Below are 14730 nucleotides of genomic sequence, written 5' to 3'. Positions count from 1 at the left end.
CCGAGGTGCCTTCGAGGACAGTGCGTATATCCATTGCTGCGGTAACGGATATACACACCAGCCAATCCGCCCCCCACAAACGGCGCTTACCATTTCTGAAAGGGTTGTAGGGCAAAGCTTCGAACCATGAGTGCCAACGAGACAACACACTGATCGCAGCACGAGCAGCCTACAAATTTCATCCGCCGAATCTTTCCAATGGCGAGGAGATAGCTGGCATCGCCGCCCAGGGTGAAATTTTTAAAGTTCGACCTCCTTCATGAGAGGCCGCACTCAATGCCGACCCAACACTTATACCTGCCCCAACATCTTGCTCTGGCAATCGCCTTGGCCCTTGGCTGCGTGGATGTTTCGATGGCTCAACAACCTGCCGATATCCCCACGACTGCCGAGCTGCAGGAGCGTCTCAAGGCGCTCGCAGAAGCTCCAGATACCAAACATCACAATGTCGACAAACCTCGAAAAACCGGCATGAAACTGACCAAGGCCAACGACTTGGTCAACATCAGCGCAAATGGTGCGTTCGGCGGAATGGTTGATGGAGGTGGCGGAGCCAACGTGTTGCGATTGGACGACGCCGCGCACTCTAAATTGGCTAAAACCCGTAATTTCCTGGCCTTGCACGTCACGAAAGGCGAATGGGAGCACACCGGGAGCTTCACTGGCTGGGGAGTGATCGAGCCAAAAACCAAATTAATCAACACCGGCCTTATCGACGGACAGATCGGAGTTCTCGGTGAGTTTGACAACAAGGGAGATGTTGCAAATAACGCGATTGTCGAGCCAGGTGCTCGCATGACGAACGCTGGAACAGTGACCGGTCGTGTGGATGTGCGAGAAGGCGCAACATTCAGCGGTACCGGGACAGTGGGCTTCCTGAACGTCGAGGGGCAATTGGAGGTAGGTCCTGAAATAGGTGCACCCTTTGCCAAGGACTTATCGTTTTCCCCAACCGCCGTAATGACCTACGGCGTCGATGCTGATGGCCATAGCTCAACGATCAACGTTGAAAATACCGCAACCTTGAACAACGCAACGCTAAGGATCGTCGGTGTATCCGGCGAGTACATTGAGGCAAAAGAGCATACCGTCATCAAAGCAGGGCAGATCGTCGGGGAGTTCGGGTCGGTAGTCAGCGAGCTGGAATTCATGACGGCGACATTGCACCCCACCGAGACGCAGGTCAGCCTAACCTACGCGCGCAACGATGTTCCGCTCAAGACGGCAGCAACTTCTGATCCTGCTCGCGCAGTTGCAGACAGCATCGAAAAACCGCAACCGGCCAAACCTACTCCCAAACCCAACGCCGCCATCAACGCCCTACTCGGCAGCAACCTGATCACCGCCGCCAACGCCCTCGACCAATTGAGCGGCTACAACACCGCCGACCTGGGCAACGCCACCCTAAGCAGCGTCGCGCCGATCAGCACTGGAATACTCTCGGCCATGGACTCGACAAAGCCCGGGGGCGCACGGGGCGACGGCCAAGTCTGGGTCCAGGCCATCGGTAACAGCGGCAGCATCGGTAGGCAATTGGGAAGTTATTCCCTGAAACATTCAACCAAGGGTTTGATGCTAGGCACCGACTGGGCTGTCAGCCCTGCTTGGCGCTTGGGAATACTCGGCAGCAAAACGCAAACCCGGTTGGACAGCCGTCAATTCGACGGCCAACTCGACAGCTGGCTGGTAGGTGCCTATGCCTTGCGCCAGGACGGGCCGCTGGCGCTGCGCCTGGGCGCCGTTTATGGCCGTCATGACGGCAGCACCAAGCGCCACGTGGCGTACAACGGTTTCAGCGATCGCCTCAAGGGTCGTTACGATGCCAACACGCAACAGGTCTTTGGGCAAATCGGCTACAACCTGGACGCCGGTCATTTCGCTATCGAGCCCTATGTCCAACTGGGCTATCAACGCTATCAGCGTGATCGGTACACCGAGAAAGGAGGAGATGCCGCGTTGCAGTTCGATGCTCGCACTCAGGATCATTACCACAGTGACCTGGGCCTGCGCCTCGCCCGCCCCTTCCCGCTTGACCAAGGCATGCGCCTGACACCCCGCTTGAATCTGGGCTGGAAACACCTCTACGGCGAGGTCAGGGGCCGCGCCCATCAACGCCTGGTCAGCGCCGGCACGACCTATACCGTCGAAGGTATCGAGTTGGACCGTGACAGCCTGCTCCTGGAAGCCGGGCTGGACCTGGCCGTTTCACCACGGCACACGCTAGGGCTGAACTATCGCGGTGAAACGGGGCAGGACAACCGCAACGGTGCACTGATGGGCCAGTGGCGAATGATGTTCTGACGGGCAAAAAAAAGGGGAGCACATGCCCCCCCGAGGTTAAAACGTTGTATCGAGGCTGTTTATTCAGCCTTCGATCTCGATCAGGATCTCGCCCGGGTTGACCCGGTCGCCCTTGGCTACATGAATCGCGGTGACCTTGCCGGCGATGGCCGCCTGCACTTCGGTTTCCATTTTCATGGCTTCGGTAATCAGCACTGCTTGACCGGCCTTCACTACGTCGCCTTCCTTGACCAGCACATCAACGATGTTGCCCGGCATGGTGGTGCTGACATGGCCTGGTGCAGTGGCTTGCTTGCGCTTGCTGCTGCCACCGCCGACAAATTCATTGAGCGGTTCGAACACGACCTCTTCCGGCATGCCATCGATGGACAGGTAGAAGTGACGCTTGCCTTCGGCCTTGACGCCCACACCGGTGATATCGACGCGATAGGTTTCGCCGTGGACGTCGATGACGAACTCGGTCGGCACGCCTTCGCCGCCCGCCGAGCTCACGCTGCCCGCCTCAGGGATTGGCAGCAGCACTTCCGGGGTCAGGGTGCCGGCTTCGCGTTCTTCGAGGAATTTGCGACCGATGTCCGGGAACATGGCGTAGGTCAGTACGTCCTCTTCGGACTTGGCCAGCGCACCGATTTCACCGCGCAGCTTGGTCATTTCCGGCTTGAGCAAATCGGCCGGACGCACGTCGATCACCTCTTCGCTGCCGATGGCCTGGCGACGCAGCTTCTCGTTCACCGAACCTGGCGCCTTGCCGTAACCGCCCTGCAGATAGAGCTTCACTTCGTTGGTGATGGTCTTGTAGCGCTCACCGGCCAACACGTTGAAGAACGCCTGGGTACCGACGATCTGCGAAGTCGGGGTCACCAGCGGCGGGAAGCCGAGGTCTTCGCGCACGCGCGGGATCTCCGCCAACACTTCGTTCATGCGGTTCAGTGCGCCCTGCTCTTTCAACTGGTTGGCGAGGTTGGAGATCATCCCGCCCGGCACCTGGTTGACCTGGACGCGGGTGTCCACGGCGGTGAACTCGCTTTCGAACTGGTGGTATTTCTTGCGCACGGCGTAGAAGTACAGGCCGATTTCCTGGAGCAGTTCCAGGCTCAGGCCGGTGTCGAACTCACTGCCCTTGAGGGCCGCGACCATCGACTCGGTGCCCGGATGGCTGGTGCCCCAGGCGAAGCTGGAGATCGCGGTGTCGATGTGATCGGCACCGTTTTCGATGGCCTTGAGTTGGCACATCGCAGCCAGGCCGGCGGTGTCGTGGGAGTGGATGAACACCGGCAACGATTGCTCGGCTTTCAGCGCTTTCACCAGCTCGCCAGTGGCGTATGGGGTCAGCAGGCCGGCCATGTCCTTGATCGCCACAGAGTCGCAACCCATGGCTTCCATTTGCTTGGCCTGGGCCACGAACGCGTCGATGGTGTGCACCGGGCTGGTGGTGTAGGCGATGGTGCCCTGAGCGTGCTTGCCGGCGGCCTTCACCGCTTCGATGGCGACTTTCAGGTTACGCACGTCGTTCATTGCATCGAAAATACGGAACACGTCGATGCCGTTGACCGCAGCCTTGGCCACGAACGCCTTGACCACGTCATCGCTGTAATGGCGGTAGCCCAGCAGGTTCTGGCCGCGCAGGAGCATTTGCAGACGGGTGTTGGGCAGCGCAGCGCGCAGTTGGCGCAGGCGTTCCCACGGGTCTTCTTTCAGGAAGCGCACGCAGGCGTCGAATGTCGCGCCGCCCCACACTTCCAGCGACCAATAGCCGACTTTGTCGAGCTTGTCGCAGATCGGCAGCATGTCTTCGGTGCGCATGCGGGTGGCGAGCAGCGATTGGTGGGCGTCGCGCAGGATTGTGTCGGTAACAAAGATCTTCTTGGACATGGTCATACTTCCTTACAGGCCTGCGTGGGCGGCAATGGCGGCGGCGATGGCCAGGGCCAGCTCTTCGGGTTTGCGCTTGATCGAGTAGTTGGTCAGTTCAGGGTGGCTTTCAACGAAGCTGGTATTGAACTGGCCGCTGCGGAATTCCGGATTGCGCAGAATCTCCTGGTAATACGCGGCGGTGGTCTTGACCCCCTGCAGGCGCATGTCATCCAGGGCCCGCAGGCCACGGTCCATTGCTTCTTCCCAGGTCAACGCCCAGACCACCAGTTTCAGGCACATCGAATCGTAGAACGGCGGAATGGTGTAGCCGGTGTAGATCGCCGTGTCGGTGCGCACACCCGGGCCGCCAGGGGCGTAATAGCGGGTGATCTTGCCGAAGCTGGGCAGGAAGTTGTTTTTCGGGTCCTCGGCGTTGATGCGGAACTGCAACGCAAAACCACGGTGCTGGATGTCTTCCTGCTTGACCGACAGCGGCAGCCCGGAGGCGATGCGGATCTGTTCGCGAACGATGTCGATACCGGTGATTTCTTCGGTGATGGTGTGTTCCACCTGCACCCGGGTGTTCATCTCCATGAAGTACACCTCGCCTTCGGCGAGCAGGAACTCCACGGTGCCGGCATTTTCGTAGCCCACGGCCTTGGCGGCACGCACCGACAGATCACCGATGTAGGCACGCTGCTCGGGGGTCAGCTGCGGGCTCGGGGCAATTTCGATCAACTTCTGGTTGCGGCGCTGGATCGAGCAGTCACGTTCGAACAGGTGCACCACGTTGCCGAAACTGTCGCCCAGGATCTGCGCTTCGATGTGCTTGGGATTGACGATGCATTTTTCCAGGAACACTTCCGCCGAACCGAATGCCTTGGTGGCTTCGGAAATGACCCGCGGGAAGGCCTGTTCGAGTTCTTCGCGGCTGTTGCAGCGACGGATACCACGACCGCCGCCACCGGACGTGGCCTTGAGCATCACCGGGTAACCGATCCGATCACCTTCGGTCAGCGCTTCTTCAATGCCCGATACGTTGCCTTCGGTGCCCGGCGTGACCGGCACACCGGCCTTGATCATGCTGCGGCGCGCTTCGGTCTTGTCGCCCATGCGGCGAATGACTTCTGCCGAAGGGCCAATGAATTTGATTCCGCGTTCAGCGCAGATGTCTGCCAGTTCGGCGTTTTCCGAGAGAAAACCGTAGCCGGGGTGCAAGGCATCACAGCCGGTTTCCACCGCCAGGTTCACCAGTTTGCGCGGGTTCAGATAGCCGGCCAGCGGATCGGCGCCAATGCTGTGGGCCTCGTCCGCACGTTTGACATGCAACGCATGGCGATCCGCGTCGGAGTAGACCGCGACCGAGCGAATGCCCATTTCGGCGCAAGCGCGCACGATGCGGACGGCAATCTCACCACGGTTGGCGATCAGGATCTTTGTTATCAATTGGAGGTTCCCTTGAGCCGGTGATACCACGGCCTGGGATCCAGGCCGACGCGTGACCAGATGTAACAATTGGTCGCAGCCCCACACTAGTCCTGGCTGTTGATTAACAAAAATGAATATTTATTGGGTCGTGCATAAGCAAAGACTTATAGTTGAGCTATTCGTCTCGGCCCAGGGTGCTTAGAAAATGCGTAAGTCATTGATGCGTATGACATTGCGTCAATTGCAGATTTTCAACGAGGTGTGCGACCTGAGGTCCTACAGCCGTGCCGCTGATGAAATGTCTCTCACACAACCGGCCGTTAGCCTACAGATTCGTTCCCTGGAAGAGCTGATTGGCCAACCGTTATTTGAGTATGTCGGCAAAAAACTCTACATGACCGAAGCCGCCGAAGCCCTGCAACGTGCCAGCCGGGACATCTTCGGACGCCTGGAAAACCTCGATATGCAGCTCTCGGACATGCAGGGTTCGCTGCAAGGCCAATTGAAGCTGGCGGTGGAGTCCAGCGCCAAGTACTTCGTCCCGCACCTGTTCGCCGCGTTCAAGCGCCAGCATCCGGAGGTCAACCTGAACCTCACGGTGGTCAATCGCGGCCAGGTCATCCGCCGGCTCTCGGACAACCGTGACGACTTGGTGATCATGTCCATGGTTCCCCAGGACATGGGCCTGGAATTCCTGCCATTTCTCAACAATCCAATCGTCGCCGTGGCGCCGCCCGATCATCCGTTGTGCCACATGGGCCCGCTGCGCTTGCAGGACCTGGAGCCCTATACGCTACTGTTGCGCGAACCGGGGTCCGGCACGCGACTGGCCTGCGAGGAGTACTTCAAGGAGAAACGGGTGCATTTCACCCAGACGCTGGAGGTGGCGTCGGCGGAGGCCCAGCGCGAGTGCGTGGTGGCCGGGCTGGGCGTGGCACTGTTGACGCGCCACGCCGTGAGCCGGGAATTGTCGTCCGGCGCACTCATCGAGCTGCCGGTGGAGGAGTTACCGCTGTACCGCAGCTGGTGCCTGGTTCAGGCCCGGGCCAAACGCCTGTCACCGGTGGCTCATGCCTTCCTGGCATTCGTTCGCGGTGAGCGCGCTCAGATCATTGGCCTGGTTGAGCGTTTCGACGGGAAGTCGCCGGCGCTGCCTGCCAGTAACTGAACTCTGCCGCGTCAGGAAATTCGCTGATTTCGGCCAGGAGCTGGCGCTGTTCATAGCGGTCTTCGATGGCACGACGAAACGCCATGCGGCGCTGGTCTTCCTGCTGACGACGGGTTTTGACGGCGCTGCGTTCTTCGTAGGACTGGGTCATGTCGAGACTCCCAAGACGTATACGGGAGCTTTACGATGACGGAGCGGGATGACGGTTTGGCGGCGCGAAGATTACAAGACGATGAATTTGGGCAGACGCCACCTGTGGTGAGGGAGCAAGCTCCCTTGCACAAAAGCCCCCCTCGACCTCTGGGATTGGGACTCAGTCGTCCAGCGCCTTCACCGACTTGGGCGACAGCCGCAAGCTGCGAAGGCTGCGCTTCACGCTCTTGAGGTGGTTGACCAGGCTTGGACCACGGGCCATGGCGACCCCCATTGCCAGCACGTCGATCACCACCAGGTGGGCGATGCGCGAGGTCAGCGGCGTGTAGATCTCGGTGTCTTCATGCACGTCGATGGCCAGGTTTACCGTGGACAGTTCCGCCAATGGCGTCTGGCTCGGGCACAAGGTAATCAGCGAGGCACCGCTTTCGCGCACCAGGTTCGCGGTGATCAGCAAGTCCTTGGAACGCCCGGACTGGGAAATGCAGATCGCCACATCGGTAGGTTTCAAGGTCACCGCTGACATGGCCTGCATGTGCGGGTCGGAATAGGCCGCTGCCGTCAGCAGCAACCGGAAGAACTTGTGCTGGGCATCGGCTGCCACCGCGCCGGAGGCGCCGAAGCCATAAAACTCGACACGCTGGGCCTGGGACATGGCCGTGACGGCTTTTTGCAACGCCACCGGGTCGAGCTTCTCGCGAACCTCCATCAGCGTATGCAGGGTCGTGTCGAAGATTTTCAGGCTGTAGTCAGCAACGGAATCGTCTTCATGGATCGCAAACTGACCGAAGCTCGCGCCGGCGGCCAGGCTTTGCGCCAGTTTGAGTTTCAGGTCCTGGAAACCCGAGCAACCGATGGCCCGGCAGAAACGCACGATGGTCGGTTCGCTGATGCCGACGCTGTGGGCAAGATCGGCCATGGAGCTATGCATCACGGCCGCAGGATCAAGCAGTACGTGATCGGCGACTTTCAGCTCCGACTTGCGTAGCAAGTGGCGTGACTGGGCGATGTGTTGCAACAGGTTCAAGGGGCTGGACTCTTGTTATGGGCAGATGCCGGGATGTAGCAAGCTTGTAGTTATACTACAAGAATTGGCTTTTTGCCCGTCCAAAACGTAACTGGATTGCCTCGCTGCCCCTTTGTTTTGGCCGAGGATCCGCCGATGTAGCAGCTTGTGCCGTAGCGCAAACCTTCAACGCTGCCGATCCGCTGATATCCAGGCCAGTCCTGAGCTTCCAACCCGGGGGAAATCGTCTATTGGTCATTAGCCAATCACCCAATAACTTGCTCCCATGACTTCCCGTGAGACGAATTCGTTGCCTGAGGGGAAGTTATCGTCGTGGCCCAGGCTCATTCAACCAGGTGTTGCGCCCGCAACAACCCCGCCAGCCCCTCAGCCTCCACCGGCCGGCTGATCAGATACCCTTGAACCTCATCGCAACGTTCATTCCTGAGGAATTCGAGCTGCTCCTGCCGCTCAACGCCTTCGGCCACGACCTTGAGCGACAACCCATGGGCCATTGCAATGATTGCCCGGGTAATTGCCGCATCCACGCTGCCCTCACCCAACCCGCGAATGAACGCCTGGTCGATCTTCACGTAATCCACCGGGATGCGTTTGAGGTAACTCAGGGATGAGTAGCCGGTGCCGAAATCGTCGATCGCCAGCTTGACTCCAAGGTCACGCAATTGCTGGAACGTGGCGATGATGTGTTCGACGCTGTCGAGCAACTGGCTCTCGGTCAACTCCAGCTCCAGATACTGGGGCGCCAGGCCGGTTTCCTCCAACACCTGCCGCACCAGGCTGACCAGCTTGCCCTGGCGCAATTGATGCACCGACAGATTGACGGACACCCTGATCGGCGCGAGCCCCTGGCGCTGCCATTCGCATGCCTGCCAACAAGCCTGGCGCAATACGAATTCACCAATCGGCCCAATCAACCCGGTCTCTTCGGCCAGGCCAATGAAATCCCCAGGTGGAACACGACCCATGGCCGGATGATCCCAACGCACCAACGCCTCGGCAGCGTTCAGGCGACCGGTCGCCAGGCACAGTTTTGGCTGATAAAAAACCTTCAGTTGTTGCTCTTCCAAGGCCTTGCGCAACTGATTCTCCAGTTGCAGGCGCTCCAGCGTGCTGGCCTGGAGGCTGTCGGTGTAGAACTGGAAATTGTTGCCCCCCAAATGCTTGGCATGTTGCATAGCCATGTTCGCCTGGCTGACCAGCATGGCAACTTCCCGCGTGTTGTCGGGCAACAGGCTGATGCCGATCGAGGCACTGAGCACCAGTTCATGGCCTTCTATGGTCAGTGGCACACGCAGCTTGGCGGCCAGCCGAGTCGCCACCCGCGCCAGGCTCGAAAGGTTGCCATAGGCATCGAACAACACCGCAAACTCATCGCCCGATAGCCGGGCGATGGTATCCGCCTCGGGCAGCGCATTGATCAGGCGTCGTGCCATTTTCTGCAACAACTGGTCGGCGATGTCATGGCCGAGGCTGTCGTTGAGCAACTTGAAACGGTCCAGGTTGATATGCAGCAACGCCAGGCTGCGCCGTCCGCCTTGGCGCACACGCTGATGAGCTTCGTGCAGGCGTTCGCGAAACAGCGAGCGATTGGCCAGCCCGGTCAATTCGTCGTAATGGGTCAGGTAGCGCATCCGCTCTTCGGATTCGCGTCGCGCCGAAAGATCGGCGAAGAAGCCCACGATATGGCTGACATTTCCCCGAGCATTGCGCACGACGTTCAGTTGCAGCCATTGCGGATACAACTCGCCGTTGGCCCGCGCCTCCACCAACTCACCCTGCCAGGTGCCGTGTTGCTTGAGCGCTTGGCGAATGATGGGGTAATGCCGGCGTGCATCGCGACTGCACGGTAGGTCCACCACATTGCGCCCGAGCATCTCATCGATATTGAAACCGGTGACCCGCGTGAACGCCTGATTGGCAGCGAGTAGCACGTAGTGGGGGTCGAAAATCACGATACCTTCGCTGGCGGCTTCGAACACCGTGGCCGCCAGTTGCCGTTGCTGCTCGAGTTCCTTGCTGGCGCTGATGTCTCGCCGGGTGCCGACCATACGCAGCACCCGTCCGCTCACGCTGCGCTCCACGGCCCGGCCGCGGTCTTCGATCCAGACCCAGTGGCCATCGCCGTGGCGCACACGGTATTCGATCTGGTAATCCTCGCTGCGGCCCTTGAGGTGTTCGACCAAGGCCCGCTTGAGCGCCGGCAGGTCCTGCGGATGCAGACGCGGGGTGAGATGAGTGAGCATCGCCGTGATGTATTCGGGTTCCAGGCCGAAGAGTTCCTTGAGCTGAGTGTGATGGACTTCGTCAGTCTGTAGATTCCAGTCCCACAACCCCAGCTCGCTGGCTTTGAGCGCCAGGGCCAGACGCGCCTCACTCTTGCTCAACGCCTGGCTGGCGACCTCCAGTTCAAGACTGCGCTGCGCTACCCGCGCTTCCAGGCCAACCTGGGCCGCCCGTAGTTTTTCCTCCGCAGAACGGCGTTGTTCGACCTCCCGGGCCAGCGCGTCGTTGAGCTGGGCGCCGCGGGTTTGTGCTTGCTGCAGATGCTCGATCAGTGCCTGGTTCTGGAAGCGTCGCAACAGGCCGCTTTGGATCAAGCGGTTGACTTGCCAGGCGACCACGCTCAGCGAGACCAGCACGATCAGCCCAAGCCAGCCCCACCCGCGTTGCTGCTCGTCGCCGCCCCAGAAGAGGTAGCCGATGGCCGGTAACAGGCACGGCAAGGTAAAGGACAGGAATGCGGGAAGGCTCACCGCGTAGGCCACGCTGGCCGACAGGGCCGCCGCGCCAATCAGGCCGAATACCCAGGCCTGTTGCTGGAAACTGTCAGCCGGGACCAGCGCGATACCGGCCCCAGCCAGCGTCAGGCCGGTCATCGCCGAGCCGAGCAAAAACATACGCAACCAGATCGGGTGTGCCTGGCGGCTCGGCATCGCCGAATCGAAGGCCGCCACCTGGATCACCCGCAAGGCCACCAGCGACAACAACCAGACGAGCCAGACGCTGACCAGGAAATAGCGCCGCGGCTCCCATAACAGGGCGGCGCAGACCAGACCATTGAGCAACATGAACAACGTAGGCAGCAGCGAGCCTTGATACAGCAGACGTGTGCGCTCGACCGCCATCTCCATGGCGTACTGCTTGCAGATGACCCGCGGCTCCACACAGGGGCCCGCCGGATCGGAATTGAGGGTCATTGGCACTGTTTTTGTTCTTATTCAGTGGAGCGTGGAGAACCCGAAACAAACACCGAGCATACACAAGCCACGGGGCATCCCACACTGCCCCAGCTCATAAAAACACGGAAAAAAGTCGCTGTTTCATTGGGTGGCGACCCTTTCGAGCGAGTCCCGCCAACGCCTGTAGCCTGTGACCCGCCGGTCATCATCAAGCGGTCTTTTATCGGCTGATGCAAAGCTCGGTTTGCCCGGGGTGACGCCGCACCCTAGAATGCCCCGATGCGCGATGATCTCTCCCTTCTGCTGAACTCCCTCAACGATGCCCAACGTCAGGCCGTAGCAGCCTCCGTGGGTCGTCAGTTGGTCCTGGCCGGTGCCGGCTCCGGTAAAACCCGAGTGCTGGTGCACCGTATCGCCTGGTTGATCCAGGTCGAGAACGCCTCGCCCCATTCGATCCTGTCGGTGACGTTCACCAACAAGGCCGCGGCCGAGATGCGCCATCGCATCGAACAACTGATGGGCATCAACCCTGCCGGCATGTGGGTCGGCACCTTCCACGGCCTGGCGCACCGCTTGTTGCGTGCGCATTGGCAAGAGGCCGGGCTGAGCCAGACCTTCCAGATCCTGGACAGCGACGACCAGCAACGCCTGGTCAAGCGGGTGATCCGCGAGCTGGGCCTGGACGAGCAGCGCTGGCCGGCCCGCCAGGCCCAATGGTTCATCAACGGCCAGAAAGACGAAGGCCTGCGCCCGCAGCACATCCAGGCCAGCGGCGACCTGTTCCTGGCGACCATGCGCAGCATCTACGAAGCCTACGAGGCGGCGTGCCAGCGCGCCGGGGTCATCGACTTCTCCGAGCTGCTGCTGCGGGCGCTGGACCTGTGGCGCGACCACCCAGGCCTGCTGGCCCATTACCAGAAGCGCTTCCGGCATGTACTGGTGGACGAATTCCAGGACACCAACGCCGTGCAATACGCCTGGTTGCGCCTGCTCGCCAAGGGCGGTGACAGCCTGATGGTGGTGGGTGACGATGACCAGTCAATCTACGGCTGGCGCGGCGCCAAGATCGAGAACATTCACCAGTATTCGGCGGATTTTCCCGACGCCGAAGTCATCCGCCTGGAACAGAACTACCGCTCCACCGCCGGCATCCTCAAGGCCGCCAACGCCCTGATCGCCAACAATACCGGACGCCTGGGCAAGGAATTGTGGACCGACGGCGGCGAAGGCGAAGCGATCAATCTCTACGCCGCCTTCAACGAACACGATGAAGCCCGCTACGTGGTGGAAACCATCGAAAGCGCGCTGAAAACCGGCCTGGCCCGCAGCGATATCGCCATCCTGTACCGTTCCAACGCCCAGTCGCGGGTGCTGGAAGAGGCCTTGCTGCGCGAGCGAATCCCCTACCGCATCTACGGCGGCCAGCGCTTCTTCGAGCGTGCTGAAATCAAGAATGCCATGGCCTACCTGCGCCTGATCGAAGGACGCGGCAACGACGCCGCCCTGGAACGGGTGATCAACGTGCCAACGCGGGGCATCGGTGAGAAAACCGTCGAAGCGATTCGCGATCACGCGCGCCACTGCCATGTGTCCATGTGGGAAGCCATGCACCAACTGGTCGCCAACAAAGGCATGACCGGTCGCGCCGCTGGCGCCCTGAAGGCCTTCATGGACCTGATCGAAGACCTGGCCGCCAAGTGCGGGGAAATGCCTCTGCACTTGATGACCCAGACCGTCATCGAGCAGTCCGGCCTGATCGCCTACCACGAAGCGGAAAAAGGCGAGAAAGGCCAGGCTCGGGTGGAAAACCTTGAGGAACTGGTCAGCGCTGCGCGCAACTTCGAAAGTACCGAAGAAGACGAAGACCTGACGCCGCTGTCGGCCTTCCTCGGTCACGCCTCCCTGGAGGCCGGTGACACCCAGGCCGACGAACACGAAGACAGCATCCAGCTGATGACCCTGCACAGCGCCAAGGGCCTGGAATTCCCCTACGTGTTCCTCGTGGGCATGGAAGAAGGCCTGTTCCCCCACAAGATGAGCCTGGAAGAACCGGGACGCCTGGAAGAGGAACGGCGCCTGGCCTACGTTGGTATCACCCGTGCCATGCAGAATCTGGTGCTGACCTACGCCGAAACCCGACGTTTGTATGGCAGCGAGACCTACAACAAGGTGTCGCGCTTCGTACGCGAAGTACCGAAAGGCCTGATCCAGGAAGTGCGGCTGTCCAACAGTGTCAGCCGTCCGTTCGGTGGCGGCCAGCAGCAAAGCACCAGCAGCCTGTTCGGCGGCAGCGACATCCCGGAAACCGGCTTCAGCCTGGGCCAGACCGTACGGCATTCGGTATTCGGCGACGGCGTGATCCTCAACTTCGAGGGCGCTGGCGCCCAGGCGCGGGTGCAGGTGAACTTCAGCGAAGGCAGCAAGTGGCTGATGCTGGGGTATGCCAAGCTGGAAGCGATCTAAAAATTTCGTAAGAAGCACCTTGCTCCCACAGGTATCTCTCCCTATCCCACATTAGTTTCCGACCGAACTTATTTACTTTTCCTACAGCCCAAAGCGAACAAGCCTTCTTGCACAGCCCAAGCTGAACCTAAGCTGTCACGCAAAAGCCCGAAACACTCTGTCGCTAGCCAGCAACAGTTCAGCTGTGCAACATGGCGCGCGTGCTATCCACAAATGGGAATGCCTTTATATGAAACGTTTTCTTAGCATCGCCATGGCGCTGTGCATTGGCCTGACGATGGCCATCGACGCCAATGCCGCCAAGCGCTTTGGCGGTGGTAAAAGCTCGGGCGCTGCCCCGACTCACCAAACCAGCCAGATGGCACCGTCCTCTGCCGCCGGTTCTACCGCTGCCACCGCAGGCGCTGCCGGTGCCGCGGGCGCTGCCACCAAGGCCAGCGGTGCTTCGCGCTGGCTCGGCCCCCTGGCCGGCATCGCCGCCGGTGGCTTGCTTGCCTCCATGTTCATGGGCGACGGCTTCCAGGGCATGCAGATCTTCGACATCCTGATCATGGCGGTCATCGCCTTCCTGGTCTTCCGCTTCATTGCCGCCCGTCGTCGCAAGCAGCAGGAGCAATTCGCTCCAGCCGGCCACGCGCCGATGCAGCGTGAAGTGTTCAACCAGCAGCCTGCCAGCGGTTCGATCTTCGGTGGTTCGGCAGCGCCTGTGGCCGCCCGTCCGGTCATCAATGCGCCGGCCTGGTTCAACGAACAACGCTTCATCGAAGCCGCGCGCAGCCACTTCATGTCCCTGCAGCAGCATTGGGACGCGAACGAAATGGACAAGATCGCCGAATTCGTGACCCCGCAACTGCTGGAGTTCCTCAAGCGCGAGCGGGCCGAACTGGGTGATGGCTTCCAGTCCACCTACATCGATAACCTGCACGTGCAGCTGGACGGCGTCGACGATCGCGCCGACAAGACCATCGCCACCCTGACCTTCAGCGGTGTGTCGAAGGATTCTCGCTTCGACAAGGGCGAAGCGTTCAGCGAAAGCTGGAACATGGAACGTGTCCAGGGCGATGACCAGCCTTGGCTGGTGGCCGGTATTCGCCAGAACGGTTGAACCTTTGCCCGTTTTGCATGTTGAAATAAAAGAACCCCGGCTCAGGCCGGGG

The 14730-nt window shown here is 60.5% G+C and carries 9 protein-coding genes; 4 read left to right on the top strand and 5 right to left on the bottom strand.

The genetic code is table 11. The features are described 5' to 3' along the window. The first annotated feature begins 276 nt into the window (after positions 1-276). Entirely contained in the window at positions 277-2301 is a 2025-nt protein-coding gene (locus tag F7R20_RS07010; protein ID WP_003206978.1) for an autotransporter outer membrane beta-barrel domain-containing protein, read from the top strand. Between the two features lie 63 nt (positions 2302-2364). On the opposite strand, the gene oadA is transcribed toward F7R20_RS07010, so the two are convergent. Next, a complete protein-coding gene (oadA, locus tag F7R20_RS07005) occupies positions 2365-4173 on the bottom strand; it encodes a sodium-extruding oxaloacetate decarboxylase subunit alpha (RefSeq protein ID WP_003206980.1) in 1809 nt (602 codons plus the stop codon). A 12-nt stretch (positions 4174-4185) separates the two neighbouring features. After that, positions 4186-5601: an acetyl-CoA carboxylase biotin carboxylase subunit gene (locus F7R20_RS07000; RefSeq protein WP_003206982.1), complete on the bottom strand. Its 1416-nt coding sequence runs from the start codon at positions 5599-5601 to the stop codon at positions 4186-4188. Between the two features lie 187 nt (positions 5602-5788). Between F7R20_RS07000 and F7R20_RS06995 the strand changes: the two genes are divergently transcribed. Further along, a complete protein-coding gene (locus F7R20_RS06995; protein ID WP_033028163.1) occupies positions 5789-6751 on the top strand; it encodes a LysR family transcriptional regulator in 963 nt (320 codons plus the stop codon). Here F7R20_RS06995 and F7R20_RS06990 read toward each other — a convergent pair. The 3 genes from F7R20_RS06990 to F7R20_RS06980 all read right to left on the bottom strand — a co-directional run bounded on the left by F7R20_RS06990 (position 6693) and on the right by F7R20_RS06980 (position 11128). Next, positions 6693-6902: a PA3496 family putative envelope integrity protein gene (locus F7R20_RS06990; RefSeq protein WP_033028164.1), complete on the bottom strand. Its 210-nt coding sequence runs from the start codon at positions 6900-6902 to the stop codon at positions 6693-6695. The genes F7R20_RS06995 and F7R20_RS06990 overlap by 59 nt on opposite strands. A 162-nt stretch (positions 6903-7064) precedes the next feature. Beyond that, positions 7065-7931, bottom strand: a complete 867-nt coding sequence (gene hexR, locus F7R20_RS06985) for a transcriptional regulator HexR (RefSeq protein ID WP_003187110.1) — start codon at positions 7929-7931, stop codon at positions 7065-7067. Positions 7932-8254: 323 nt separating this feature from the next. Further along, positions 8255-11128 carry an EAL domain-containing protein gene (locus tag F7R20_RS06980; RefSeq protein WP_027912848.1) on the bottom strand — a complete coding sequence of 958 codons (2874 nt, stop codon included), beginning with the start codon at positions 11126-11128 and terminating at the stop codon, positions 8255-8257. 261 nt (positions 11129-11389) lie between these two features. Between F7R20_RS06980 and uvrD the strand changes: the two genes are divergently transcribed. Together uvrD and F7R20_RS06970 are read left to right on the top strand one after the other, a co-directional pair. Continuing rightward, positions 11390-13573 (top strand): DNA helicase II, encoded by a 2184-nt coding sequence (gene uvrD, locus F7R20_RS06975; RefSeq protein WP_003206988.1) that lies wholly within the window; start codon positions 11390-11392, stop codon positions 13571-13573. Between the two features lie 229 nt (positions 13574-13802). After that, positions 13803-14678 carry a Tim44 domain-containing protein gene (locus tag F7R20_RS06970; RefSeq protein WP_003206990.1) on the top strand — a complete coding sequence of 292 codons (876 nt, stop codon included), beginning with the start codon at positions 13803-13805 and terminating at the stop codon, positions 14676-14678. Positions 14679-14730: the final 52 nt, after the last annotated feature.

The organism is Pseudomonas brassicacearum subsp. brassicacearum (assembly GCF_008801605.1).
In the GTDB taxonomy this organism is placed as follows: Bacteria; Pseudomonadota; Gammaproteobacteria; order Pseudomonadales; family Pseudomonadaceae; genus Aquipseudomonas; species Aquipseudomonas brassicacearum.
The sequence above is the reverse complement of the archived record's forward strand: the minus strand, read 5'-3'. Positions and strand labels throughout refer to the sequence as shown.

What these genes read in the sequence shown, in the direction of transcription:
- oadA (WP_003206980.1), bottom strand. Translation starts at nt 4,173, where the DNA reads ATGTCCAAGAAGATCTTTGTTACCGACACAATCCTGCGCGACGCCCAC.
- F7R20_RS07010 (WP_003206978.1), top strand. Translation starts at nt 277, where the DNA reads ATGCCGACCCAACACTTATACCTGCCCCAACATCTTGCTCTGGCAATC.
- F7R20_RS06970 (WP_003206990.1), top strand. Translation starts at nt 13,803, where the DNA reads ATGAAACGTTTTCTTAGCATCGCCATGGCGCTGTGCATTGGCCTGACG.
- F7R20_RS06990 (WP_033028164.1), bottom strand. Translation starts at nt 6,902, where the DNA reads ATGACCCAGTCCTACGAAGAACGCAGCGCCGTCAAAACCCGTCGTCAG.
- uvrD (WP_003206988.1), top strand. Translation starts at nt 11,390, where the DNA reads ATGCGCGATGATCTCTCCCTTCTGCTGAACTCCCTCAACGATGCCCAA.
- F7R20_RS06980 (WP_027912848.1), bottom strand. Translation starts at nt 11,128, where the DNA reads ATGACCCTCAATTCCGATCCGGCGGGCCCCTGTGTGGAGCCGCGGGTC.
- F7R20_RS06995 (WP_033028163.1), top strand. Translation starts at nt 5,789, where the DNA reads ATGCGTAAGTCATTGATGCGTATGACATTGCGTCAATTGCAGATTTTC.